Below are 22293 nucleotides of genomic sequence, written 5' to 3'. Positions count from 1 at the left end.
CATGAGTATGAGCACAAACGGCCGCCAGGGTCAAGTTGGAGGTCTTGCCGATGGAGGCGCTGACTCGACGCGAGCTGGTGATGACGGCAGCGGCCACGGCGGCCGCGCCCTTCGTGTTGCCCGCGAGGGCCTCTGCGGCGGGCGAGGGGGCGGGGGCGTTCCGCGCAGGGGCTTGCGCGGTGGACGTGATGCCGAAGACGTGGCCGGTCCTCGTGAGCGGCGGGTTCCTCGAGGCCAAGGCGACTGGACCGGCGGGCACGCTCCACGCCCGCTGCCTGGTGCTCGACGACGGGACGACGAAGGTGGCCCTCGCCATCGTGGACACGCTGATGATGACCCGCGAGTTCTGCGACGAGGCGAAGGAACTGGCCAGCAAAGCCACGGGCATTCCCGCCAGCCACATCCTCATCTCCGCCGTCCACACGCACTCCGCCCCGTCGGTGATGGGCGCGCTCGGCACAGGCGTGCAGGAGGACTACGTGCCGGTGCTGCGCGACGGAATCGTCCAAGGCATCGCCCAGGCGGCGAAGAACCTCGCGCCCGCACGGGTCGGCTGGACGGTTGCCGATGCGCACGAATGGACCAACTGCCGCCGCTGGATTCTGCGTCCCGACCGCATCGGCACCGATCCCTTCGGCCAGCGAAATATCCGCGCCATGATGCACCCCGGCTATCAGAGCCCGAACCACGTCGGCCCCTCCGGACCGATAGACCCCGACCTCACGCTGCTCGCCGTCCAGTCGCCCGATGGGAAGCCCATCGCAGTGCTGGCGAACTTCTCGATGCACTACTTCGGCGCAGCCGCCGTGTCGAGCGACTACTTCGGCATCTTCTGCGCCAGGCTGGCCACCATGCTGGGAGCCGAGACGCTGGAGCCTCCCTTCGTCGCCCTGATGTCGCAGGGCACCGCGGGCGACCTGCACTGGATGGACTACAGCCAACCGAAGAAAAACATCGGCCTTCAGCAGTACGCCGAAGCGGTGGCCAGAGTGGCCGCGGAGGCCCACAAGAAGATCGAGTACCGCGACTCCGCTACGCTCGCGGCCTGCGAGAAGAAGCTCACACTCGGCCGCCGCACCCCCGACGAGAAGCGCCTGGAGTGGGCGAAGGCCATCCTCGCCAAGATGCAAGGCCCCGTGCCGCGCAGCCAACAGGAGGTCTATGCCAAGGAAGCCATCTACCTGCACCAGGAGCCGACGCGCGAACTCAAGCTCCAGGCCATTCGCGTGGGAGACTTGGGCATCACGGCCATTCCGTGCGAGGTGTTCGGCATCACGGGGCTGAAGCTCAAGGCCCAGAGCCCGCTTCAGCCCACCATGAACATCGAACTGGCGAATGGCGCCGAGGGCTACATCCCGCCGCCCGAGCAGCACACGCTGGGCGGCTACACCACGTGGCCCGCCCGCACGGCCGGCCTCGAGGTCCAGGCCGAGCCGAAGATCGTCGAGACCGTGCTCCAGTGCCTCGAGGAGGTCGCGGGCAAGCCCCGCCGCAAGCTGGCCGTGACGAATGGCCCCTACGCCCAGGCCATCCTCGCCTCCAAGCCGCTGGCCTATTGGCGAATGGAAGAGATGGTTGGCCCAACCGCGGCCGATGCCGCGGGCAACTGCCCCGCGACCTATGAGGACTGCATCGCCCTCTACCTTGAGGGCCGCGTCGGCCGCTGCCCCCACTTCGCCGGCGGGCGCCTCAAGGCCGCCATCAATGGCCTCGGCCCCGCCTACACCGTAGAGTTCTGGTTCTGGAACGGCCTGCCCACCGACGCCCGGGAGGTCACCGGCTACCTCTTCTCCCGCGGCTCCGATGGCGACAAGGAGGCCCGCGGCGACCACCTCGGCATCGGCGGCAAGAAGGACGCCCAGGGCAAGCTCATCTTCTTCAACGGCAACATCGCCCAGGAGCTACTCACCGGCAGCACCGACATCGCGCTTCGCACCTGGCACCACGTCGCCCTGGTCCGCGACGGCAGGAAGGTGACGGTCTACCTCGACGGCAAGCAGGAGATTTCGGGCGAAGCCGCGGTCACGACGCCCGACGGCTGCGAGACCATCTTCCTTGGCGGCCGGAACGACAACATCGCCAACTTCGCGGGCAAACTCGATGAGGTGGCTGTCTTCCCCCGCGCCCTCTCGGCCGAGGAGATCGCCAAACACTTCGCCGCTGCGAGAGGGGTCCGCTGAGCGGCGGCCAGACGGAGGAGAAGCGGTGTTCGCGGAGCTGCTCGTCGTCATCCCTCACAGCGGCCTCGCCGTGCCAGCCGAGGTGCCGCTGGACGCGCTGGCTGACGATTTCGCCGCCCTTGCGCGGAACGTGGACTGGTTCACGAACTGGCTCTACGACTTCCGCGACCTGCTCGGAAACGGGCAGATCGTGTTCCCCTTCTGTAGTCTGATCCTCGAGGCCAACCGGCACCCTGCCCACATCGAGGACTGCGTGCCGCTGAAGGACGTATTCGGCCGCCCCGTCTACAAGCCGGGCCGCGAGCCAGACGCCGCCCTCCGCGAGCGAATGGCGCGCAAGCACCTCGACCCCTTTCACGCGGCGATCGAGGCCGAGATCGCAGGGGGCAGGCAGTTCCTGCTCGACGGCCACTCGACGATCACGGCCCGCGGCGTGGCCGCCAACCAGATCGAGCTGATGAGCTTCCAGCACTCGACGCTCGACGCCGGAAGGGTCACCTACTGCCCCGACCTCTACATCGAAACCTATGCGGCCGAACTGCGCCGACGCCTGCCCGACGTCAAGGTCACGGTCAACGAGTCCGAGTACTGGCGCGTCTACGGCCACGTGTGCGCGGCGCATTCCGTCCACGCGATGGGCCGCGTGGGCACCCGCTGCCCCGCGCTGCTCCAAGAGACGAACGACAGCCTCTACCGCAACCCCGACGGCAGCCCCAACATCGGCGCGTTGAACCGCCTGCGGCGCGCCTTTGCCGAGGCCCTTGCCGCCATGCGCCGCACCGTGAACGAGGAGTCCGCCCGGTGATCAACCTGAGGGTTGGGAGGCAGACATTCGACTTCGACTGCGGCCCGAAGGCCCTTCAAAGCGTGCTCGCCTACTATGGCATCGAGGTGCGCGAGGACGCCTTGATCCGGGAACTGGGCGCCGACAGGGGCGGCACGCCGCCCGAGCGGATGGTCGCCGTGGCCAGACGCATGGGCTTCGACGTCCACGCCCACGACGGCTTTTCGCTCGACGAGGTGAAAGCCTATGTGGACCACGGACACCCCGTCATCGTGCTGCTCCAGGCCTGGGCCGACAGGTACATGACGCTCCAGGACTGGGCCCGGGACTACGACAACGGGCACTACGCCGTCGTGATCGGCCACGTAGAAGGCGTGATCATCTTCGAGGACCCCGCATCGTTTCGCCGCACATGGCTCACCGAGGAGGAGTTCCTGGTCCGCTGGCACGACATGCACCCGCACACGAAGCGGCGGTATCAGCACTTCGCCATCGTGCTGCTGGGCCGCGAGCCGGTGGGGAGCGGCGAGGACGAGGCCCAGCACATGGACTGATGGGTTCCTCGCGACGCCGTTCCGCGCCCGCCTCTCAGATCAAGATGGCCACCAGGGATGCCAGCCTCCCCGCTGAAGCTCCGGAGCGAGAGGCACAAGTGCAGGCCCGCGTCCGCCCGCGAGCACTTCCGGCGGGGCCGAGGCAGCGAAGCGGGCAGAGATCAGTGTGGCGGCTCGGGCTTCCAGGCGGGCAGGAGGCCGATGTCGTCGGCGAAGGCGGCACCCGCACCGGGCTTGGCTATGAACACGGTGGCTTTCGTGTTCGCTGCGCCTGTGGTGAAGTCGAGCGTCACAAGCTGCCACTTGTTCCCAGAGACAGCTTTGAACGCCTCCGCGCCACCGTGCCCGCGGACGCCCAGGCGGATGCTCGCGGCGTCCTTGGCCTTGAGCCAGCCGGCAAGGAGATACTTCGTGTTGGGCTCGAGGGTGGTGATCTCCTGCTCCACGCCGTCGTCGGACGGGCCGCTGAGGCAGAGGCCCTGGCCGATGATGGAGTCGCGCTCGTCATAGTGGGTTTGGATGCCGCCGCGGCCGGGGACCGGCTTGCCGGCCTTGGCGCCTGTGAGGGTCCAGGGATTCAGGGAGTCGTTGACGGGGAGGGTGGTGACGCGGTTCAGATCGAACGAGCCGTTGCGCACGTGGTTGCGGAGCGGCGTCTTCGGGGGCTTGTAGGCGGCCCGGTGCGCGAGGGCGAAGTCGTGGCCCGGCTTCCAGGGCGGGTCGTCGCCCTTCTCGTAGGCGCCGCAGTCGGGAGCCTTGCCGAGGAACTGGTCGGCGATGCCGGGGACCACGATGCCCACGTCCACGCCCGGCCGATCCTTGCCCGTGCGGATGCTGGCCGTGTCGAAGGCAGCATTGGCCGCGTTGTGCGAGAGGATGAGGTCGGGATGCTTCTGGATGCCCTTGGCGACGAGGTTGTTGTAGAGGCGCACGGCGAACATGCGGTCGGTCTCCCAGCGGCCCCAGTTGGCGACGGGGCCGACGAGGGTGTTGTTGGCGATGAGGTTGTAGGTGGAGGGCTTGTTGAGCCGCAGCGGGTCATCGCAGTTCCAGACGAGGTTGTGGTGGACGAGGTAGTTGGAGGTGAAGTTGTCGAGGTAGATGCCGAGACCGAGACCCGCGGCCTTGTTGTCGTGGAACCAGTTGTGATGGATCTCGGTGTTGCCGCCGTCGTTGCCCACGGTGTAGAGGAGGCCGGTGTCGCGGGCGAGGCGGCCGGTGTTGTAGACCTCGCAGAACTGCACGATGTGGGCCTGCCCGCCGAGGAGAATGCCGTCGCGGCCGGTGTCGTGGATGGTGCAGTGGCTCACCAGGTGGCCCGTGCCTGAGAGGGCGAGCGGGGCGCCGTAGGAGCCCAGATAGCTGGTGTGGTGGATGTAGCAGTTGACGATGCGGTTATCGTTGCCGCCGACGCGGATGCCGTCGCCCGCGCTGAAGGCGATCTCGCAGTCGCGGATGGTGTTGCCGTCGCCGGCGATGTAGAGGGCGCACTTCTCGTTGAGCGATGCGGCCGTTTGCCCGCCGCGTGTGTGGGCGATGTAGGTGGCCCGCATCCGCTCAATGAGGCAGCGGTGCGCGTCGTCCATGTCCACCCCGCCGGCGTGGATGTGGATATCGGCGAACTGGATGTGCGAGCGGCCTTTGAGGTCAATGGCCGTGGTTCGGCGGCGGGCGAGAACCTCGTGCTTGTTGGGGTCATCGTCCACGGGCGGGATGAGGTAGAGGGTCGAGTCGCCCTTCTCGTAATACCACTCGCCTGGAGCATCGAGGCCGGCGAGGCAGCCGACGAGGTAGAACTCGCCGCCGCGGCGCGGGTTCATGTGCTCGCGCACCCAGGCGGGGTCGGGGATGGAGAAGAGGACCTTCTTTTCGGCGGCCTTGTAGCTGGCGATGGTGGCGGTGAAGCTGGTCCAGCGCGCGCCGGCCATCACCCAGGCCACGCCGCCCTGCCAGGCATCGGTGGCCAGGGTGTCGGGCAGCAGGTCGCACGAGAGGCCCCAGTCGCCCCCCGTGCTGATCGGGGCGCCGTCGGCTGTAAACGGGTCGCCATCCGTGTCGTTGGGCCAGCGGGCCTCGGGGAGCATCTGGCCATCGAAGAAGACCTGGTTGTTGCGCCCGAGGCTCCAGGGCATGTCGGCCTTCCAGATGTTGCCCCTGTAACGCTTCCAGCCTGTGACAGGGTCGGCGCCTGAGACGACGACCTGTTCGCCCTTCTGGGCGACGAAGCGGATGGGGCGGCCCTCCTGGCCGGACTTCCAGGGCTGGACGGTCTCGCGGTAGGTCCCGCCGCGGATGTGGCACGTGTCGCCGAGCCTGATGATGCTGGCGGCGCGTTGGATGGTGCGGAACGGCTTGTCCGCGGTGCCGGGGTTCTTGTCGTCGCCGGTCGGGGCGACGTGGTATTCCACGGCCTCGGCCAGAGCGGCTGAGATGACGAGGAGGGCCAGCCAACGCACGTTGTTGTGCTCCGCCGGTGAATGGGGGCAACTCCCTCCCGCAGGTTTCAATACCTGCGGGAGGCTGATGATACGCCGAGCCGAGAACCCCGGGCCTTACCCTCCCGAAGGTATTGAAACCTTCGGGAGGGCGCCTGTGATTGGACCATTCCGCCGCCGGAAGATCAACTTGAAGTCGTCAAGCAGATGGCGTAGGATCCTGGCAGGCACGCATGCCAGGAGAAGAGAGATGGTACGGCGAGCTCGGCATGACGGCGTTCGGGGCAGCGGGCCGCTGATGGCCGTCGCGCTCTGCCTGGTCGGGGCGGCGATGGCCGGCGAAATGGCCATCCGCGCCGACCAGCCGAATCCCGTGGCCTTCCCCACGTGCGAGGCGAAGTTCGTCCGCCTCGTCATCTTCGCCAGCTCGGCGAGCCAGGCGTGCATTGATGAGCTGGAGGTCTACGGCCCCGACGGCACGGCCAACCTAGCGCTGGCCAAGCACGGTGCCAAGGCCTCGGCCTCGTCGTGCCTCCCCGGCTACGCCATCCACCAGATCGCCCACCTGAACGACGGCGAGTATGGGAACGACCGCAGCTGGATCGCCGCGGGCACGGGCCAGGAGTGGGCGCAGATCGAGCTGTCCAGACCCGCACAGGTCGCGAAGGTCGTCTTCTCGCGCGACCGCAAGGGGCGCTACGCCGACCGCGTGCCCGTGGCGTTCGAGGTGCTGGTTTCGCAGGATGGCCGCGAGTGGAAGTCCGTGGCCAAGCACGCTGCCAGAGTCGCCCAGCCCAGCCGGTTCCCCGGCCTCCCCGTGGACCAGTTGCCCGGGAAGGGCTGGGACGGCTTGCTCCACTACGCCTTCCAGCGGGAGCGGGCGACGCTGAGCCGGATTCCTGCGGACGATCATCTCTCGCCGCTGCGGGTGGACCGGCCTGCCCTGCCGGGCGGCGCGCCCTACTGGGGCCGCTTCGCGCGACTCGAGCCACTGGAGCGCGTGCTGGTGCTCTTCGAGGACATGATCGAGCGGCTCGCGGGCCAGGGCCTCGACGTGAGCGCCGAGCGGACCCAGGCGGCCGAGCTGCGGCGCCGGGCCGCGGCAGAGCCGGCCTCCGACGCCGTGTACCTGGCCGCGCGGCGGGCGAAGCGCGACCTGTTCTTCCGCGACCCCGCCCTGGCGCCCCTCGAGCGCATCCTGTTCGCCAAGCGCCACCCCTTCCTCGAGTCGCACAACTACAGCGAGCACCTCGACGGCGTGCTGGAGCCGGGCGGCGGCGTGTTCGTGCTGCACGTGCCCCGCGATGAGGGGGGCCGCCTGCGCCCAGATCGCGCGCGCGTCGAGCAACTCTTCGACGGCTCCGCGGGCATCGTGCGCGAGCCGGCGGCTGACTACGATGCGAAGACCATCTACTTTGCCTACCGCCCCCAGAAGCCCGAGGTAGAGGGCTGGGCCTCGTACTGGCACCTCTACGCCATACAGGCCGATGGCACCGGGCTGCGGCGGCTCACCGAAGGGCCGTTCCACGACTTCGACGCCGTGTGCCTGCCCGACGGCGGCCTGGCCTTCCACACCACGCGATGCACAGCACGCTTCCTGTGCTGGCGCCCGCAGGCATACGTCCTCTATCGCATGGAGCCCGACGGCACGGGCCTGCGGCGCCTGTCCCACGCCAACCTCAGCGAGTGGAAGCCCTCCGTGATGCGCAGCGGCCGCATCCTCTGGACGCGCTCCGAATACCTCGACAAGGGGGCCGACTTCGGCCACACGCTGTGGGCCATCCGCCCCGATGGCACGCACCCCGAACTGGTCTTCGGCAACAACACCCCCAACTGCTACAGCCAGGCGCACGAAGTGCCGGGTTCCCACGAGATCGTCTGCACCCTCATGTCCCACGGCGACCACAGCGGGCCGATTGCCCTCATTGACCTCGCCAAGGGACCATACGACGCAGAGGCGCTAACGAACATCACGCCGGACACGCGGCCACAATACCAGATGAGCCGCTCACACAGCGAAACGTTCCGCGACCCCTATCCCCTCTCGCGCGACCTCTTCCTCGTGGCCCACAACCCCGACAACCGGAACAACTGGGGGCTCTACGTCATTGACCGCTACGGCAACCGGGAACTGCTTTACGTGGACCCGCAGATCAGCAGCTACCAGCCCACTCCGCTGCGCGCGCGCCCGCGGCCGCCCGCGCTGCCCGCCACCCTCGACCCCGACCTGGCCGAGCGGGGCCTCGGCCAGTTCACCGTCCACGACGTCTACCTCGGCCTGGGCTCTGCCGTCGCCCGCGGCAGGGCCAAGTTCCTGCGCGTCGCCCAGGAGGTCCCGGCCACCCTGGAATCCCTCCCCTGCGGCGAGTTCCGCGCCGACCACCCGCCGTTCCAGGACTTCTACGCGGCACCGGTCCACCTGGTGCACGGCCCGACGCCGAGCTACCTCACGCGGACGCCGAACGCGCCGCTGGCTCCGCTGCGGACCGGCTACAACTGGCCGAGCCAGGTGACCGAGGTCGAGCCCGGGCTCTACCGCGTGCGCGAGGGCGGGGGCTGGCCGAGCTACGTGGCCAAGGCGTCGTTGGGCACGGTGCCCATCGAGGAGGACGGCTCGGCCAACTTCCTGGCGCCGGCCGGCAAGGTGCTCTACTTCCAGTTGCTCGACGGCGACTACAACGAGTTGCAGCGGATGCGGAGCGTGGTGCAACTCCAGCCGGGCGAGCGGCGCGGCTGCATCGGCTGCCACGAGGCCCGCGGCAGTTCGCCGCCCTCTGCGGCCGGCCTGGCCCTCCGCAAGCCGCCGCGCACCCTCGAGCCGCCCCCCTGGGGAACCGCCCCCTTCGACTACCAGAAGGTCGTGCAGCCGGTGCTCGACGTCCATTGCGTGCGCTGCCACAACGGCGGCGGGAAGGCGCGGTTGGACCTTCGCGGAACCCTCGATGCCCAGCGCGTCCCCGCCTCTTACCGCGCGCTGATCCAGGGCGGGTGGGTGCACTACTTCGACCTCACCTACGGCATGCGGCACTTCAAGGCCGAGCCGCTCTCGTTCGGCACCCTGCAAAGCCGCCTGTGGACGGTGCTGGGAGACAAGGACCACGAGACCGTGAAGGTGCCCGAGGCCGGCCTGCGCGCCATCAAGGCCTGGATTGACTTCAACTGCCCGCTGTGGCCCGATTATCTGGAGCGCACTTCCCGCCCGGGGCCCGTGGCCGCGAAGCCGTGAGCCGCGCCCGGCCCATCAGGACTGATAGTAAGGATAGGACCCCAAACGGAGAAGGGCCCCCTGCAGGTCCTATCCCACCAGGCGGAACGAGGCGCCGTGGGGCAGGTGCTCGGCGCGGACGCCCGCGAGGTTTTCGTTGATGTATTGGGTGAGGGTGGCCATGCCCGGCTCCTCGCTGGTGCCGTGGTTCACGCGGATGACCGCGTGGCCGTCGTCCTCGGCGCGCTGGATGGGGCCCCAGTAACACGAGCCGTCGTCGCAGACGATCGAGACATCGCAGCCCATGCACTGGAAGGTGCGGATGTCGCAGGCGCAGCCGGTGCCGATGCCCACGGCGGTGACGAGCTTGCGGCCGTTGCCGACCACCTGGACCATCGGCTCGCCGAGCTTGGCCGTGCGCTGCGCCACGCGGGCCGCGAAGCTGTCGAGCGGCGTGGGCTCGATGTCGTAGCGGTGCTGGTAGCCGTCGGCCCCAAGCACCACGGGGTCCTGGTCGAAGCCCAGGAACTCGGCCCAAGCCCAGGGTACGCCCACCTCGGGCCAGCGGTCCCAGGCGTCGTGGATGCGCAGCACGACCAGGCCGCTGCGCTGGAGGTAGAGCCACTTGGTCGAGGCGATCTGCGAGGTCTCCATCTTCTCGAGCTCGTTGGCGTGCACCCAGAAGGTCGGCTCGTGGGTGATGAGCATGTCGAAGCCGCGCTCCACGGCCGTCTTCACGGCCCGGAAGCTGGCGATCCACGTCACGAGCACGCGCCGGATGTCCTTCTGCGGGTCGCCCACGATCAGGCGGTCCACCGTCTTCGCGGGGTCCACCCAATCGGCGGAGGAAAGGAAGTGCTCGCGGATGTCGGTCGCGTTCATGGGGTTCCCCTGCTCTGGTAGACACCCTCCCGGCGCCGCCGCTCGGAGAGCTGGCTGATGTGGGTGCCCTCGCGCACGTCGAGGCCGAGGCGGGCGATGAAGGTCTTCATGTAGTCCAGGTGCGGGCAGGGCGGCGCGTGGTGGCTGTCGTGCGTGATGCACGAGGAGAGCTGGACGACGAGGCGGCTCCTCTCGATGGCCTCCTGCTTGTGAATCTTGCGCACGAGGTGGGCGAGCTTGCGCTGGAGCGCCCGCCCGCAGCACCCGCCGCACGTGAGGTAGAGGGTGCGGTAGGCCTTGTCCCGCGCATAGTCGGCGAAGCCGCCCGACCGCGCGTGGAACGCCTGCTCGCAGAAGTAGCCCGAGCAGCGCTGCTTCACCAGGTCGCACTGCACCACGACGATGTAGTCCTTGCCGGTCACGTTGCTCACGCGTGTCTCCGGGGCGAGGGCCGCAGGGATCGGGCCTTGCATTGCATAGCGGCCTACAGTATACCAAGTGGCGGTGTCAAGCGGCAAGGGCGCGCAGCGCGGGCGCAGTCTGGCTCTACCCGTGTGCGGAGGAGCGGGTCGTGGTTCCGAGAGGCGCGATGGTGCGTGTGCTGTCGGCGTCGGCGGCGTGGGCGCTGGCTGTGGGCTGCGCCAAGGTGCCGTATGTTTGCAGCCAGAACGTCGAGGGGCCGAAGACCCTGAGGCTGGCGCCGGGGGAGCCGCAGATCGAGCGGGGCAAGCCGCTCTGGCTGCTCGACGGCCTCGGCCACTACGTCTTCTCGCTGCCCAGCAAGCTGCTGCTTTGGAACTGGAGCGTCTGCAACCACGACATTCCGCCCGAGGTCGAGGCCAAGCTCCGGCAGTACTTGGCCGAGAACGACCTGCGGAATGTCAAGGTGCGCCTCAACCAGTATTCGCCCGGCGGCGAGTGGCGGCGGCTGGTGCACAACCGGGACTTCAATCCCTTCTGGCGCTACGTGCTCGGCGTGCCCTCGTGGCTGTGGTACACGCTCTTTCCCAACCGGCTCTGGGCCGGCTTCCCGCTCCTCGGCATCGGCGATCACTACAACCCCTGCACCAACACCATCCACCTCTACTCGGGCCACAAGGCCATCGCCCTCCACGAGGCGGGGCACGCGAAGGACTTTGCCGACGAGAGCAGCAAGGCGCTCTATTCGCTCCTCTACGTGCTGGTGCCGGGCGGCGCCCTCTACGTCGAGGCCCAGGCCACGGGCGACGCCATCGGCTACGACATCGCCCGCGGCCTCACGGACGACGAGAAGGCCGACTACCGCATCCTCTACCCCGCCTATGGCACCTACGTGGGCAGTTTCGGCGGACTCTACCTCTACCTGCCGCTGACGATCGGCGGCCACATCGCCGGCCGCATCAAGGCGGCCGAGGTCACACCCCGGCCTTCGACTGCGAAGTAGGCTGTTACAGGAGAACCCCATGGACGCGGCAGGCATTCCCGCGCTCGCTTTGGCCCTTTGCCTCGCCACGGTGGCGGCGGGGGCGGGCCTCCAGCCCAAGCCTGTGCCCCGCATGCAGGCCGTGCCGCAGCCGTACCACCAGGTCTCCTTCCAGCGCGACGGCCGGGAGGTGGCCCGCTACCACTTCGGGCAGGACCTCGACCGTCCCTTTCTCTTTCCCGTCATCGGCCCCAGCGGCCGCCCCCTCACCCGCATGGGCCACCCCCACGATCCCGAGGGGCACGGCCACCACAACTCGGTGTGGGTGTCGCACAACAGCGTGAACGGCGCCGACTTCTGGGCGAACGGCACCGGGGCGCGAATCATCCATCGGCGCCTCGAGCGCCTCGACGACGGCCCTGACTCCGCCGCCGTCATCTCGCTCAACGACTGGGTGAACACCAAGCAGGGCAAGACCCTCCTCAAGGAGCGCCGCACCGTCACCGTCCAGGCCCTTCCTGGCAATGAGCTGCTCATCGTGGTGGACCTCGAGCTATCGGCCGAAGGCGCCGACGTGACTCTCGGCAAGACCCCCTTCGGCTTCTTCGCGGTCCGCATGGCCAAGACGATCGGAGTCCACGACGGCGCCGGCACCCTGCGCAACTCCGAGGGCGGGGTGGACGAGAAGGGCGTGTTCTGGAAACGGGCGAAGTGGATGGACTACTCGGGCGCCGTGGCCGACGGCGTCGTCGAGGGCATCGCCCTCCTCGACCACCCCTCGAACGCGAACCATCCCAGCATCTTCCACGTCCGCGACGACGGCTGGATGGGCGCCGCCTTCACTCAGGACGCCCCGCGCACCATCCCGCTCGGCGAGCCGCTCAAGCTCCGTTACGGCCTCTGGGTCCACGCCGCCCTCCCCGACCCCAAGGCCATCGAGGCGAAATGGGACGCGTTCACCAAACTCCCCTTGCCCGAGCCGAGGGCCAAGTGAGAAGCGATGCGGGGGAGGAAGCCCTTCCTGGCAAGAAGGGCTTCCTCCCCCAACCCCCTCCTTTCCAAGATGGGCTGCGGCATTCGAGCGCTCGAATGCCCCAGCCAACGTGGAAGTTCTTGAAGAGGGGTGTGGGGAGGAGCTTCTGCCCAAGAAGCTCCTCCCCAGATCATCTTCACGCCTTCGGCTCGGCGCCCCAGGCGTCGGCGCGCCAGCCGCGGCGGCGGAAATGGCGGCGGACAGAGGCGATGGGTTCTCCGCGGACTTCGATCTGGCCGAGGTCGGCCACGCCGTAGCCGTGCTTTGCGGCCAGTTCCACGTGGGGCACCCCCAGCATGTCCATCGTCGCGGAGCCCACGGCGTCCACGGCCACCATATCGGTCCCGGCAAGCATGACGCCCATGGCCGCCGGCTCGCCGTGAATCTCGCCCCAGGTCCGGCCCACAATCCCGTCCACCACGTTCACCGTGGGCCGCACCACCTTCAGCAGATCCATCAGCCTGTTGGCGAAGTCCTTGTGCATCTGGCCGCGCAGCGGGCGCTCGATGCAGCCCATCATGTTCTTCATGCAGATCGTCGTCACCGCCTCGCCGTTGTGCACTTTGAGGCAGGGCAGATTCAGGATTGCGTCGCACGAGCGCACGGTCTTGAGGATCGAGAAGCGGGGCACCACGAGCGGGTTCGGCACCTCGACCCATTCGGCCTGGTCGCGGTTGAGGTCCACGATCGGCACGCCATAGCGGGCCGCGATCTCGCGGTAGCCGAACTGGTCGAAGGCCACGCTCACGTCATCCCCGCCGCCCTCGGCCACCACCACGTTGCGAATGCCGTGGTCGGCGAGATAGGCCAGCGCCCCATCGAGCACCGACGGGAACGTGATCACTCCTGATTCCGGCGGCAGATTCGCCGTGATATTCAGCTTCACCAGGATCCGCGACCTCGGCTTCAGAATCGCCGCCGCGCCCATTTCCGCCATCAGGCGAATCGTCGTCGCCCTGCCATCCGATGCCTTCACGAGCCACACCACGGGCCTCACGCCGTCGTCTCCTCAACACGATCCCACTGGGCCTTGCATGCCGCGGCACATTTGCTCATTATACCCGAAACCCTGCGTGCCCGGAATTCGAAGGAGGCTGCCATGAACGGTCGCTGTTCGCTCCCCTCGCGCCGTGTGCTGCTCGTGGCTATGGTTGGAATGGCGTGGAACGCTCTGGGCGCGCCGCCGCGCCCCGCGCCGTTCATCAGCCTGCCCGAGAAGGAGGGCTGCGTCGAGGCCGCGTTCCGCCAGCAGGTGGAGGTTCCCGCGGGCAGGATCGTGCGCGCGTGGACGGCTGTCAGTGCGGTCCACGAGTTCGTCCTCGCGATCAACGGCCGGGAGGCGTGCCGCAGCCGCTACGGCCGCGTGGCGAGTGCCTTCCGCCTCGCCCAGGAGGTCGAGGACCTCGCGCCCTTCTTCAAGGCTGGCTCGAACACGCTGGAACTGACGGTGCGCCGCTGGAGTCCAGGCGTGCCCTCGGCCTATCTGCGGGCCGAGGTGCAGGTGGAGACGCCCGACGGCGTCGTCCCCGTGGCGATCGTGACCGACGGCACGTGGACCGGCCGCTACGGCGGCTCGCGCGAGGCGCGGCCCGTGAAGGTGGCCGACGCGGCGCCGATGGCGCCGCGCATCCGCCGCGACCAGGAGCCGCTCATCCGCCCCGACGTGCCGCCGCCGCTGCCGAAGGCCGCCCTCGACGCGTTGCCGCAGATCGCCGAGATGAGCCTCTGGAGCCAGCAGGTGGTCACCCGCGACCCGAAGGCCGATGCCGAACGCCTGATGGGCATCTTCCACACGCCCTTCGTCGCCCAGGCCTACGCCGAGGCCATCGAGCGCGCCAACACGCACATGGGCGACAGCTTCTCGATCAACGGCTACCCCGTGGGCAACGGCTGGGTGTTCACCGCCCTCGGGCCCTGGCCCTTCGTCAACACCACCGGCATCGTCGGCCCCGAATACCAGTACCCCGTCCAGTGGAACCCCGGCAGCACCTTCTGCGGCGACCAGGTGTCGCTCGCCGTGGGTGGCCAGCCGGTCGCGCTCAACGACCAGTGGATGTGGAAGATTCGCAAGACCGACGTCGTTGTCGCCGCGGCCTCCGACCCCGCGCGGAAGCTGGCCTTCTATGCCCTCACGCTGGCCCCGCCCGGCCTCAAGGCCCTCCTCCGCATCTACGCGGTGGCCAACACCTCCGACGCGCCGCTCCAGTCCGTGGTGCTCACGAACTCCAATCCCCGCACGAAGGTCGAGGGCAAGACCCTGACCGAGACGATCAAGCACGGCCCCATGCCCGACGCCGCCGGCGATGGCAACACGCGAACGATCCTGACAGGCGTGCTCGACGACCTGCCCGTCGAGGCCGCCCGCGACGAGAAGGCCAACGTCGGCTCGCTGCGCATCTCCCTCGGCGACCTCGCGCCCGGCGAGGCCAGGCGCTGCCTCCTCTACCACGTCGCCTCGCTGGAGTCCGTCAACGACAAACCCGTGCCTTCCGACGCGGAGCAGACGCTTGCCAGGGTGAAGGAGCGCGGCTACGGCCTCCTTGAGGACACAATCAAGTACTGGCGCGACTACAACGCGACGACGACCCACCTTGAGGCCCCCAGCCCCTGGGGCCAGCGCGTGGCCGACTTCATTGACGACGTGAAGATGTCGGTGCAAGTGCAGCAATTCGAGCGCACGGGCGCCGTCGGCCCCATGTGGTTCTTCTCCGACCAGTGGATCCGCGACGCCTGTGGCCCCGTCAAGAGCTTCCTCCGCACCGGCCGCTTCGACAATGCCAAACGCGTGCTCGACTACCATTACCTCGCCTCCATCGCCTGCCGCAAGATCCTCAACTGGCTCCCGATGGATGTGGATATTCACAAGCCATGGCCCCCGGTGGACGACTGGTCGCAGATCACCATGTCCTACGCCGACCGCCACGCCAACTGCGAGGTCCCGAGCTGGATCATCCTCAAGCACCACTGGTACTTCCGCTCCACCGGCGACACCAGGACCATCGCCGACCACTGGGGCTACCTCAAGCGCTGCTTCACCGGCCAGTTCGACAACCCCACCGACAAGGTCTTCCGCCCCGACTTCCGCATCCCCTTCCACGGCGACGAAACCTACATCTACTCCGGCGGCGAAGCCCTCTGGCCCAACCGCTACGACCTCCAGCAGAACAGCTACCCCGGCGGCAACATCACCTCCGCCGACTCCTCCTTCGAACTCGCCGCCGCGGGCGACGCCCTCGTGGAAATGGCAAACGCCCTCGGCAAGAAGGATGAGGCCGCCCAGATCGCCGAAGTCACCGCGAAAATCCGCGAAGCCACCGAACGCTACTACTGGATGCCCGACCTCGGCATGTACGCCCAGGGCGAAAGCGTCCTCTTCCCAGGCCAGCTCAACCGCTACCCGATGGGCAATATCCAGGCCAATGTCGTGTGGAGCGGCTACGCCAAGCCTTCTGACCCCAAGGCCATCTCCAACGCCTTGCGGATGACCGAGTACCTGGCCGAGGAGTCGGGCGTCTTCAACCCCATCGTCGGCTACGACGTCACGGTCGGCATGCTCCAGGGCCAGTGCCTCCACACCCTCGCCGCCATCAACCACCCGTGGGCGGAGAAAGCCTTCCACGCCCTGCTGATGATCGCGGGCGACACCACGGAGTTCAGCGAGTGGATGGCCCCCGGGGCGGACTTCCGCACGATGTACCGCGCCAACCGCATCCGCCCCTGGGAGGCCGGCATCAACCTCGACGCCGCGCTCTACTACCTCAGCGGCTTCGAGCCCGACGCCCCCAACAAGCGCTTCTCTCTGACCCCCAGACTGATCAGCGGCCCCCCGTTCCTCTGCGGCGACATGACTTTGCGCCGTCTTCCAATGGGGCGAGGCGCTTTCGACCTGACGGTGGCAGACTGGTGCAAGAAGCACCCCGCCCCTGAGCGCGCACGCGGCTACCTGCTCGCCAGCCACAGCCCCGATGACGTCACCGTCACCCTCAATGCCCTCATCCCGTCGGCCCGCATCCGACGCGTGCGCGTGGACAACAAGGAGGTCAGGGCGAAGGTCTCGAAGGTCTTCTCGCAGGCACTGGCAACGATCGAGCTCCGAGTGCCATCTGGCAAAGAGCTGGATGTTCAGGTTGACTACGATCCGCTATCCACGAAACCGGCGACGGTTGCCCTCAAGCCCTTCGACCCGCCCAGGCCGAGCTTCGAGAAGAGCGACATCGTGGTCTTCACCGCCCTCCGCCCCCAGAAGGAGAAGAAGCTGCTGCGCGACCTGTTGGCCGAGAAGCACAAGGTCCTCTGCCTCGACGCCACGCTGCCCACCGACCCCGCGACCTTCGAGGCCGCGCTCCTCACCCGCTTCGGCCGCCGCACCGACCTGCTGATCCTCGACGACGGCTCGATGGCCGGGCCGCGAAAGGACACCTTCTGGCACGACCCGCGCTTCGACGAGGCCGTCGGCAGGTTCCTCTCCCGCGGCGGAGTCGTGCTTGAGACCAGCAGCCGCAACGCCTCCTCCAAATGGCTCGCCAAGACCCTTGCCCCCGCGACGTTCAGCGTGGACTATGCTCGCGGCGCCGACATCCTGGCGATGGACGCCCCCGACGAGAAGCTCGACCGCCAGTTCTACTGGCTCGACGAGAAGCAGGCCGAGGCCTGCGGCAAGTGGTCCGGCTACTGGGCGGGCACCTACACCATGCCTTACCTCACCCTCGCCCCCGGCGCCACGGAGCCGGCGAGCGTGCCCGAACTCGACGAGGCCGGCCCGAAGAAGCTCCCACTCGTCGCCAGCGGGGCCATGATCACCGATCGCCCGCTCATCTGGGGCACCCAGGAACAGCCTCACGGCTGCATGCAATACGAGATGAAGGCCACACCCGGCAAGGACCACCTCATCCGCATCCGCACCTGGCCCATGCCCAAGAAAGGGTTCACACTCCAGGTTACGGAGGACGACGGGAGGACCTGGAAGCCCATCCAGACCATCTGGGTGCCGCAGCCCATTGACCCCAAGGAGAATGGCTGGATAGACGTGTTTCTCACGCTGCCGGGCAAGTATGTGACGAAGAGCCCCACGGTCTTCCGCATCGGGGAGCCCGAGGGGTCGAGCGGCGGCATCGGCTACGCGGGGCACCACTCGACGGGCGCCGCCCGCATCTGGATCCGCGACACGCTCGAGAAGCCCCCCTCGATGGGCGAGATGAACACCCGCAGCGCGGTGGCCGCCAAGCTGGGCCTGCCCGACAAGGGGATCGTCAGCTACAGCAGCGGGAGAATCATGTTCGACGGCTTCACCGCCCCTTATCGCATCCTGGGCGACAGCGGCAAGGCCGCCCTCATCCTCAAGCCCGTCGGCCGCGGCCTGTACGTCAAGACCGAGCTGACCTCCCTCTTCCCCGTCGAGGCCATGGCCGCCTTCATCGCCAAGCTCCTCGACCCCTCGGCCCGCCGCGCCGCCCTGCGCTGATGGGCAGGGGGCAGAAGGGACTGACGGGACACACGGGCCAGAGTGGGATCAAAGGCAGATGCCTCGCCCGGCCCCTGGCCGCAGGCGTAACCGATTTGCTACGGCGCCATACTTGCTCAAAGCTGAGGGGGAGGGAATTGAGCAAGTATGGTGGCGGAGGCCGTAAAGCCTGCCGGATCGCCAAAGCGCCATACTTGCTCACTCCTTGAAGCAGGGGGAGATGAGCGAGTATGGCGGCAGACACCGCAGGGCGGCCAGGACGGCCAAAGCGCCTGCCCGAAGAAGGGCAGGGCGCAAGGCAGGGAGCCGTGGGCCACGGCCTCACGCCCGGTCGAGGAGGAGGCGGAGGCGGCGGATGCTTTCGATGACGGAACGCACGGTGTGGTAGCTTATCTTCCAGGCGTGGCCAAGGTAGTCCCAGATGACCGTGCCGTCGCGGTCGAGTAGGGCGTACCATTCGCCCACGTCGTGGTTGATGCCGTGGTTCCAGAGGAACTTCCAGGTCATGTCGAACGCCGTCCAGTACTTGCGCTCGCCGAAGAGGAGGCAAGCGTCGAGCATCCCGACCAGGGTCTCGGCCTGCTGCCAGAACTCCTTCTGGAGGTCGCGGGCCGGGCCGTCCATCGGGCCTTCGACGTAAACCCCGCCGTATTCGTGATCTATGCCGAATCGCTCGGTGTGTTCGTATATCTTGCGGATGGCGGGGAGGTAGGGGTCGAAGGGGTCGCCGAGGACCTCGACGGCCCACTTGAGGAGCCAGGCGAGTTCGACATTGTGGCCGAACGAGGTGTTGTTGAGGGGGCGGGGGGCGCCGGCGTTGTCGCGGTCGGAGCCCCACACGTTGCGGAACATGATGGCCTCGAGGGGCGTGAAGTCGAGGGCGAACTGTGCGATGCCACAGCCTGTCCTGGGGTCGAGCATGCGGGTGAGGAGGATGGCGATGACGTCGCGTAACTTCCGCTCGTGCAATGGGTTACGGGTGAGGTCGTTGAGGTTTGTGAGGGCCTCCATCATGTGCATGTGGATGTCGAGGCTCTTGCGGTCGCCGCCGTAGGCGCCGCCGGGCTTGGGCGACCAGTCGCGGTGGAGCATCTCGTAGTAGCCGCCGTGGAGGGTGTCGGTGGCGCCCACTTGGATGGCGGCGAAGGTTTTCAAAGCGTATTCGCGGCCCAGGTCGCCGCCGCCGGCGAGGGCGAACTCGGCGGGGGCGTAGATTCCGAAGTTCTGGCCGTACATGATCTTGGAATCGTCGAGGATGCGGCCTTGGCGGTCGGCGATCCAGAACCAGCCGCCGTGCTCGCGGTCCCAGTAGGTGTCGACCATGAACTGGAGGCCCTGGCGGGCGAGTTCGAGGCAGCGGCCGGCGCCGTAGCCGCAGCGGTGGGCGTGAGACAGGGAGTAGACCATTCGCTCCTGGCAGAGGAGGGTCTTGGTGGTTTCGCCGGTGGGTTTGCCGTTGCGGTCGAAGTAGGTGAGGAAGCCGCCGTACTGGCGGTCAACGGCGTTCTCGATCCAGAATGGGAGAAGCTTCGTTGTGAGATAAGTCTCCATCTGTTCGATGGTTGCGGCCACCTGCTCCCTTGGGACGTCGGCGTGGGGCACGGCAGTCTCCTTTCCGCAGGGGATCAGCCGAGGCTGATCTGCAAATCATTGGCTACACGACGGATATGGCTTGCCGCTGAACTGTACTCCTCGGCGGTCCGCAGGTGTTCCATCATCAGCGGGACGTCGCGACCGAGGGAGTCGAGGCACTCGAGGTAGGTGCGATAGTCGAGGCGGCCGGTGCCGATGGGGGTTTCGGTGAGGTGGACGATGGCGTCGGTGAGGTTCATGGCCACGTCCTTGGCGTGGCAGGCGGCGATGTGGGGGCCGAGCTTGGCGAAGCAGTCGCGGATGACGGCGGCGGTGTCGTAGAAGCGGCGGGGGGAGTTGATCAGGTTGACGGGGTCGAGGTGGACGCCGAACTCCTTGCGGTCTATGGCCTTGATGAGGTCGAGATAGGCGTCGGCGCTGTCGGGGAGGGTCCACTGCATCATCTCGTAGGTGAACCTGGCGCGGCGGGGGCGCACGGCGTCAATGATAGCTCGGGCGATGACGACCGCGGCCTCGAACATCTCCTCGGTCACGTTGTCGGGATGTGCCCCGTGCCAGCTCTCGGGGTGGAAGGAGCCTGCGATGTCTACACAGCATTGGGCGCCCACGAGGTCGGCCACGCGGAGGCGGCGGATGGCGCGCTCGACGTTTGCCCGCGTCTCCTCGGGGTTCGGGCCGGCGAGGCGGATCCAGACGCCGGCTTCTGCGACCATGAGGCCATGGCGTGCAATGGCGACGCCGTACTGGCGGCAGCCCTGCTCATCATCGGGATTGAGGTCGGGGCAGTAGATGGCGCCGTAACCCAGGCTCCGACAGGCTGCGGCCACGGCATCGGGGTTTGCGGCATCTACGCCGAAGAGGGGGCCGCCGAAGCGGATCATCGCGTCGTCCTCCTTGACAGGGTAGGGGCCGGTCGCGGGAGGCATCGTAACGGCTCGAGAGAATTTTGTCAAATGGGGCGGAAAATTTGCTTGACAGAAGCAGTTACCGATCATAAAATACGGGTCTACGTACCAATTCCTTATGGCCATGGGATTGCGAGTAGTTCAATGGTTGGCTGCTGTTCGATGCAGGAGAATGCTTAGATGTCTCACAAACTGGATCGGCTCCAATTGATCCGCGAGCGACACCGGAAACTGATCCTCGAGCCTCGCAGCAAGGTGGAGTTCGAGTTCTTCGACGACTGGAACGAGGATTTCGACCTGACGGACGAGGCGCTGCTGGCGCGCGACCTGCGCGACCGCAGCGAGGAGGAGTGATCGAGCTGCTCCCGCGCGGCTGAGGCCGTGCTTCCCCCGCCTTGGAGTTCCCGCCGTGCCTTGTGGAAGGAAACGCCGCCGCCGCAAGATCGCCAAACACAAGCGCGACAAGCGTCGGCGCGCGGATCGTCACAAGAAGAAGCTGCGCTAGAGGGCGAGCCCGCCCGGGCGCCGTGTGCACCTCCTCCGGTCTGGTGGGCCTGAGCGAACATGCGCTGGCCTCCGGCCTGGTCCGGCCACGGGCCGGAGCGTGCCGACAGCCTCGCCGCGCACGTCAGGGGTTCGGCGACCGCCACGGCCCGTGGACGGTGCTGGGTGCATTGACTCCCGTGGATCGCGATGCTATAATTCCGGCGAGGGCAGGAGAGTGCGGCTGCGCGTCCTGCCCAGGGGGCTTTGCGCCGTGTCTCTTGAGGAGCGCCGGCCATGCGAAAGGCTCTGGTGTGTCTTCTTGGCCTCGTCGCCCTGGGGTGCCACGGCCTGTGGCGGCCGCTGAATCCGTACCCGCCCGCTTACCTCAGGGCTCTGGAGACCGCCCGCGCCGTGCTGTCGCGGCACTTCGTGGTCACCAACGTGGACCGCGCTCACGGGATCGTGGAGGCGTCGTCGGTCGTGCGCGCCAACCTGATCACCAAGTATCGCACGAAGGCGGTCGCGCGGGTGTTCCTGGTTGACCAGGACGCCTATGGCGCAGAGATCCGGGTGACGAACGAGTTGGAGGTCTCCGAGGTCTCGTCCCTCGGCGGCGCACAGCCGCCGCATGACTGGCGTGCCGTGGGCTTCGATCATCTGGCCGAGACGGCCCTGATGGCCGAATTGCAGGCCGAGTTCCAGGGTCAGACGATTGTGGCGAAGCCGCGGTCCTCTTACATCATGTTCCGCCCTGGGGCTGCGCTGCCGCTGGGGCAGCCGGGCCCGACGCAACCGAGCGTGCCCCCGCAGCCGGCGCCCGCGCCGGCGGCTGAGCCGCCGGCCAAGTCGAGCGCCGCGCCGGCGCCGCCGCGTGCGGAGGCGCTCTTCGCGCAGTATCTGGCCCTGGGCGACATGCAGTGGCAACGCAAGGACTTCGAGAAGGCGTTGATGGAGTATCAGCGGGCGGCGCTGGCCTGCCCGGGGAATCCCATCGGGCACCTGTCGCTGGCAGGCGTGTGGGCGGCGCTGCGTCGGTACGGCGCAGGGGCGGACGCGCTGCGGGCGGCCGCGGCGGCGGGTGGCGACCAGGCGCTGGATGCCAAGCAGGTGGGGCGTCTCCGCGGGCCGGAGGACGCGCTGGGCGAGCGCCTGCTCCTGCTCAAGGGCTGGTGCAAGCAGAGGCCGGAGGACCTCGACGGGCGGCTGCTGCTGGCCTATCACTACTGGCTGGCGGGCCGCACCGAGGAGGCTCGGGCGAGCCTCGGGGAGATCATCCAGGCCAGGCCCGAGGATGCCGGCGCGCGCTTCCTGGCGCGCCAGCTTGAGGGGGCTCGCATCTGAAGCCGTGCCGCGGGGAGGGCAGGGCGCCATTC

The 22293-nt window shown here is 67.9% G+C and carries 15 protein-coding genes; 9 read left to right on the top strand and 6 right to left on the bottom strand.

Going from position 1 to position 22293, the window contains the following annotated elements:
• Positions 1 to 50: 50 nt before the first annotated feature.
• From PLE19_09270 to PLE19_09260, 3 genes are read left to right on the top strand one after another with little or no spacing between them, the layout of a single operon-like run.
• A complete protein-coding gene (locus PLE19_09270) occupies positions 51 to 2180 on the top strand; it encodes a LamG domain-containing protein (protein ID HPD15129.1) in 2130 nt (709 codons plus the stop codon).
• Between the two features lie 25 nt (positions 2181 to 2205).
• On the top strand, positions 2206 to 2985 hold the full coding sequence (locus tag PLE19_09265) for an N-formylglutamate amidohydrolase (GenBank protein ID HPD15128.1): 780 nt from the start codon (positions 2206 to 2208) through the stop codon (positions 2983 to 2985).
• The gene (locus PLE19_09260; GenBank protein HPD15127.1) at positions 2982 to 3518 is read left to right on the top strand and encodes a cysteine peptidase family C39 domain-containing protein; all 537 of its coding nucleotides are present in this window, start codon (positions 2982 to 2984) and stop codon (positions 3516 to 3518) included. Before PLE19_09265 ends, PLE19_09260 begins: the two co-directional genes overlap by 4 nt.
• A 161-nt stretch (positions 3519 to 3679) precedes the next feature.
• Here the strand turns inward: PLE19_09260 and PLE19_09255 are convergent, their stop codons facing one another.
• Positions 3680 to 5974, bottom strand: a complete 2295-nt coding sequence (locus PLE19_09255; protein HPD15126.1) for a right-handed parallel beta-helix repeat-containing protein — start codon at positions 5972 to 5974, stop codon at positions 3680 to 3682.
• Positions 5975 to 6203: 229 nt separating this feature from the next.
• Here PLE19_09255 and PLE19_09250 point away from each other — a divergent pair, with 229 nt between their 5' ends.
• Entirely contained in the window at positions 6204 to 9179 is a 2976-nt protein-coding gene (locus PLE19_09250; GenBank protein ID HPD15125.1) for a discoidin domain-containing protein, read from the top strand.
• A 69-nt stretch (positions 9180 to 9248) separates the two neighbouring features.
• Here the strand turns inward: PLE19_09250 and PLE19_09245 are convergent, their stop codons facing one another.
• Positions 9249 to 10040, bottom strand: coding sequence for a Nif3-like dinuclear metal center hexameric protein (locus PLE19_09245; protein HPD15124.1), 792 nt, complete (start codon positions 10038 to 10040; stop codon positions 9249 to 9251).
• A complete protein-coding gene (locus tag PLE19_09240) occupies positions 10037 to 10471 on the bottom strand; it encodes a CGGC domain-containing protein (GenBank protein HPD15123.1) in 435 nt (144 codons plus the stop codon). The genes PLE19_09245 and PLE19_09240 overlap by 4 nt, the downstream gene beginning before the upstream one ends.
• 140 nt (positions 10472 to 10611) lie before the next feature.
• Here PLE19_09240 and PLE19_09235 point away from each other — a divergent pair, with 140 nt between their 5' ends.
• Entirely contained in the window at positions 10612 to 11463 is an 852-nt protein-coding gene (locus PLE19_09235) for a hypothetical protein (GenBank protein HPD15122.1), read from the top strand.
• 19 nt (positions 11464 to 11482) lie between these two features.
• Positions 11483 to 12436, top strand: coding sequence for a PmoA family protein (locus PLE19_09230; GenBank protein ID HPD15121.1), 954 nt, complete (start codon positions 11483 to 11485; stop codon positions 12434 to 12436).
• Between the two features lie 175 nt (positions 12437 to 12611).
• Here the strand turns inward: PLE19_09230 and PLE19_09225 are convergent, their stop codons facing one another.
• A complete protein-coding gene (locus PLE19_09225; GenBank protein HPD15120.1) occupies positions 12612 to 13472 on the bottom strand; it encodes a DUF362 domain-containing protein in 861 nt (286 codons plus the stop codon).
• A gap of 102 nt (positions 13473 to 13574) precedes the next feature.
• On the opposite strand from PLE19_09225, the gene PLE19_09220 reads away from it, so the two are divergent.
• Complete coding sequence (locus PLE19_09220; GenBank protein ID HPD15119.1) at positions 13575 to 17936, top strand: hypothetical protein; 4362 nt, start codon at positions 13575 to 13577, stop codon at positions 17934 to 17936.
• A gap of 321 nt (positions 17937 to 18257) precedes the next feature.
• Here PLE19_09220 and PLE19_09215 read toward each other — a convergent pair whose 3' ends face one another.
• Positions 18258 to 19538 carry an AGE family epimerase/isomerase gene (locus tag PLE19_09215; protein ID HPD15118.1) on the bottom strand — a complete coding sequence of 427 codons (1281 nt, stop codon included), beginning with the start codon at positions 19536 to 19538 and terminating at the stop codon, positions 18258 to 18260.
• 23 nt (positions 19539 to 19561) lie between these two features.
• Complete coding sequence (locus tag PLE19_09210; GenBank protein ID HPD15117.1) at positions 19562 to 20455, bottom strand: sugar phosphate isomerase/epimerase; 894 nt, start codon at positions 20453 to 20455, stop codon at positions 19562 to 19564.
• Positions 20456 to 20614: 159 nt separating this feature from the next.
• Here PLE19_09210 and PLE19_09205 point away from each other — a divergent pair, with 159 nt between their 5' ends.
• Positions 20615 to 20788 (top strand): hypothetical protein, encoded by a 174-nt coding sequence (locus tag PLE19_09205; protein HPD15116.1) that lies wholly within the window; start codon positions 20615 to 20617, stop codon positions 20786 to 20788.
• 426 nt (positions 20789 to 21214) lie between these two features.
• Positions 21215 to 22261, top strand: a complete 1047-nt coding sequence (locus tag PLE19_09200) for a hypothetical protein (GenBank protein HPD15115.1) — start codon at positions 21215 to 21217, stop codon at positions 22259 to 22261.
• The last annotated feature ends 32 nt before the right edge of the window (positions 22262 to 22293 follow it).

This window comes from Planctomycetota bacterium, assembly GCA_035384565.1.
Classification (GTDB): Bacteria; Planctomycetota; PUPC01; order DSUN01; family DSUN01; genus DAOOIT01.
Note: the sequence above shows the minus strand (reverse complement) of the source record. Positions and strands in the feature narration are given on the sequence as shown.

What these genes read in the sequence shown, in the direction of transcription:
- PLE19_09270 (HPD15129.1), top strand. Translation starts at nt 51, where the DNA reads ATGGAGGCGCTGACTCGACGCGAGCTGGTGATGACGGCAGCGGCCACG.
- PLE19_09250 (HPD15125.1), top strand. Translation starts at nt 6,204, where the DNA reads ATGGTACGGCGAGCTCGGCATGACGGCGTTCGGGGCAGCGGGCCGCTG.
- PLE19_09245 (HPD15124.1), bottom strand. Translation starts at nt 10,040, where the DNA reads ATGAACGCGACCGACATCCGCGAGCACTTCCTTTCCTCCGCCGATTGG.
- PLE19_09230 (HPD15121.1), top strand. Translation starts at nt 11,483, where the DNA reads ATGGACGCGGCAGGCATTCCCGCGCTCGCTTTGGCCCTTTGCCTCGCC.
- PLE19_09220 (HPD15119.1), top strand. Translation starts at nt 13,575, where the DNA reads ATGAACGGTCGCTGTTCGCTCCCCTCGCGCCGTGTGCTGCTCGTGGCT.
- PLE19_09210 (HPD15117.1), bottom strand. Translation starts at nt 20,455, where the DNA reads ATGCCTCCCGCGACCGGCCCCTACCCTGTCAAGGAGGACGACGCGATG.
- PLE19_09205 (HPD15116.1), top strand. Translation starts at nt 20,615, where the DNA reads ATGTCTCACAAACTGGATCGGCTCCAATTGATCCGCGAGCGACACCGG.
- PLE19_09200 (HPD15115.1), top strand. Translation starts at nt 21,215, where the DNA reads ATGCGAAAGGCTCTGGTGTGTCTTCTTGGCCTCGTCGCCCTGGGGTGC.